The sequence below is a fragment of the uncultured Sphingomonas sp. genome, from assembly GCF_946477935.1.
Lineage (GTDB): Bacteria > Pseudomonadota > Alphaproteobacteria > Sphingomonadales > Sphingomonadaceae > Sphingomonas.
In genome coordinates this window covers 1-3,264 of record NZ_CAMLAC010000319.1, presented here as the reverse complement: position 1 = coordinate 3,264, position 3,264 = coordinate 1, and the positions used below count along the sequence as shown (strand labels likewise).

The following is a 3,264-nucleotide window of genomic DNA, read 5'->3' as shown; positions in this document are numbered from 1 at the left end:
ACCTCCAGCCCCGCCGCCTCCGCATCGCGGCGCGCGGCGTTGTAGACCTGCCAGTTTGGATCATTCTCCGAAGCCTGCGGAATGGCGACACGGTTCTCGCCCACGAAGCGCGCCAGATTGTCGACATGCCCGTCGGTATGATCGTTCAGCAGCCCGTCACCCAGCCACACCACGCGGGTCAGCCCCAGATCGTCCGCCAGCCGCCGCTCGATGCCATCCTGCGTCAGTTCCGGGTTGCGATTGGGATTCAACAGGCACTGACGCGTCGTCACCACGGTGCCGGTGCCGTCGCCGTCGATCGCGCCGCCCTCCAATATCCAGTCGCACCGCGTTGCCGACAGCCCGCGATCCTCGGCCAGCCGCTCGCCCACCGTGTCGTCGCCGGGCAGATCGTACTTGCCGCCCCAGCCGTTGAAGCCGAACAGCCGCGCCGATCCGTCGCCCAACAGGATCGGCCCGGTATCGCGCAGCCAGATGTCGCCGAACGGCTGCACCACCACCTCGGCAAAGGGCGCCAGCGCACGGGCCGCATCCGCCGCCTCGCCGTCCGCCGCGACCAGGATCACCGTCTCGCCGCGACCCTCGGCATGCACCGCCGCGGCAAAGGCGACGACTTCCTCGCGTGCCTGCTCCAGATCCTCCTGCCAAAGCTCGGCATGGCTGGGAAAGCCGATCCACACGGCGGCGTGCGGCGCCCATTCGGCGGGAGGGGGTGTGGTGCTCGTCACTTGCTCTTTGCCCTGCTCTGGTCACGGATGGCGCGGAATTCGGCGGTCGGATACCAGTTGGGCCACAGGCCCGTATCGTCCGCCAGCTTGCGGCCGAGCGCGTAATAGACGGTCAGGTCCTGCACCGCACCACCCCAGTTCCACTTGGGATCATATTCGTCGGACGGCTTGTGGTAGCGGTTGGCGACATAATCCTCGCGCGCGGCATGGCCCGCCGCGACGCCGCCCTCCACCTGGTCCTGCCCCGATCCGCCCGACAGCATCGGCACGCCCAGCTTGGCGAAGGAAAAATGGTCGGAGCGGTAATAGCTGCCCCGCTCCGGGTTCGCCTCCGGGCTGATCGTCCGCCCCTGCGCGGCGACCAGCGGCTTGGCCAGATCCTCGATCTCGGACTTGCCCGCCCCCGTCAGCACGAAGTCCTTCACCGGCCCCACGACGTTCAGCACGTCCATGTTCACCCCGCCCACGGTCCGGCCCAGCGGAAAGACCGGATGTTCGGCATAATAGCGCGAACCGAGCAGCCCGCTTTCCTCCGCCGTCACCGCCAGGAACGCGATTGACCGCTTGGCCGGCCCCGCCTTCACCTGTGCCTCGGCCAGCGCGACCAGCCCGGCGATCCCCGTCGCATTGTCCGCCGCGCCGTTGCAGATGTCGTCCCCGTCCACCGCGTCGCAGCGGCCCAGATGGTCCCAATGTCCCGAATACAGCACCGTCTCGCCCGGCGCGGTCGTCCCCGGCAGCACGCCGATCACGTTCTTGGATGCCTGCCGCCGGACCGTATTGGAAAAGCCGGTCGACATCTTCAGCCCGAGCGGCACCGCCTTGAACCCCTTGGTCTGCGCCGCTTTGGTCAGCGCGCCCAGATCCTTGCCCGCCGAGCGGAACAGCGCCTGGGCGGAGGCCTGCTGGATCCAGCCGATCACTTGGCTCTGGTCCATGTGATCGCCCGCCTCGTCCAGTTCCAGTTGCGGCCCCGTCCACGACGATTGCACCACCGCCCAGGGATAGGCCGCCGGCTCGGTCTGGTGGACGATGATCGCCGCCGCCGCACCATGCTTCGCGGCATTCTCGTATTTGTACGGCCAGCGCCCGTACCAGGTCATCGCCCGGCCCTCGAACGGACCCTCGCGCCCTTCAGTCTGCCAGTCGGCATCGTTGACCAGGATCACCACCGTCTTGCCGCGCACATCGACGCCGGCATAATCGTCCCAGCCCTTTTCCGGCGCGGTGATGCCGTATCCGACAAAGACGACCTCGCTGTCCTTCACCGCGATCTTGGGCGTCACGCGATAGGTGCCCGCCACCATGTCGGTGCGGTACGCCAGCGACAGCGGCGTGGCGCCGCCGGTAAAGGTCATCGGCTGCACGTCGGTGGCGGTGATCTCCACCATCGGCACGTCCTGGAACCAGCTTCCCTTGTTGCCCGGCTTCAGCCCGGCCGCCTTGAAGCGCTCGACGATATAGGCGACCGTCTTGTCCTCGCCCGGCGTCGTCGGCGCACGCCCCTCATAGGCGTCGGACGCCAGCGTCTGCGTCACCGTCTTCAGCGTCTCGACGGAGATTGCCGGCCTGGTTTGCGCGTTCGCCACCCCGGCGGCGGAGAAAAGCAGCGTGGCAAGAATGGCTTGGCGCATGAAGGACCCCAATTCGGATTATCGGCGCCCTTCTTGCCAACCTGCCACGCACGCGTCCAGCACTGCCGCCCAAAGGAAAAGGGCGGCCCCAGCGGGACCGCCCTTCCAAATTCCGTTCGGAATACCCGAAACTTAGCGCGAGTAGAACTCGACGACCAGGTTCGGCTCCATCTTCACCGGATAGGGCACCTCGTCCAGCGTCGGTACGCGGACCAGGGTCACCTTGGCGGTGCCGTCCGGCGCGACATAATCGGGCACTTCACGCTCGGCGAGCTGCTGCGCTTCCATCACCAGCGCCATCTCCTGCGCCTTGGAACCCAGCGTGATCTCGTCGCCGACGAAGCAGCGGCGCGACGCGACGTTGCACTTCACGCCGTTGACGCGGATGTGACCATGGCTGACGAGCTGACGCGCGGCCCAGATCGTCGGCGCGAACTTGGCGCGGTACACGATCATGTCCAGGCGCTGCTCCAGCAGGCCGATCAGGTTCTGACCGGTGTCGCCCTTCATGCGGGCGGCCTCGATGTACGACGCCTTGAACTGCTTCTCGGTGACGTCGCCGTAATAGCCCTTCAGCTTCTGCTTGGCGCGGAGCTGGATGCCGAAGTCCGACATCTTGCCCTTGCGGCGCTGGCCATGCTGGCCGGGGCCGTATTCGCGCTTGTTGACCGGGCTCTTCGGACGACCCCAGATGTTCTCGCCCATCCGGCGGTCGAGCTTGTACTTTGCGCTATGACGCTTCGACATCGATATTCCTTGGCAACAGCTAACAACGGTATTCCCGGTAGATCGCGCCTTGCGAACCTGACGATGCAGACACGCGCGGGCCCTCCGCTTCACCGGGGTGCGGGGGCGATTGCGAAGGCGCGCGCCTAGCCGCTGGGCGTGTGGGAGTCAAGGAT

General features: G+C 66.8%; 3 protein-coding genes. All 3 read right to left on the bottom strand.

Annotation, left to right across the window (positions count from 1 at the left end):
- Positions 1 to 728, bottom strand: a 728-nt coding sequence (locus Q0U08_RS19225) for an agmatine deiminase family protein (protein ID WP_298093365.1), incomplete at its 3' end; no start/stop codon positions are given.
- Positions 725 to 2,362, bottom strand: a complete 1,638-nt coding sequence (locus Q0U08_RS19220; RefSeq protein WP_298093364.1) for a M28 family peptidase — start codon at positions 2,360 to 2,362, stop codon at positions 725 to 727. The genes Q0U08_RS19225 and Q0U08_RS19220, both read right to left, overlap by 4 nt.
- Positions 2,363 to 2,494: 132 nt before the next feature.
- Positions 2,495 to 3,109, bottom strand: a complete 615-nt coding sequence (rpsD, locus tag Q0U08_RS19215) for a 30S ribosomal protein S4 (protein ID WP_298093363.1) — start codon at positions 3,107 to 3,109, stop codon at positions 2,495 to 2,497.
- Positions 3,110 to 3,264: the final 155 nt, after the last annotated feature.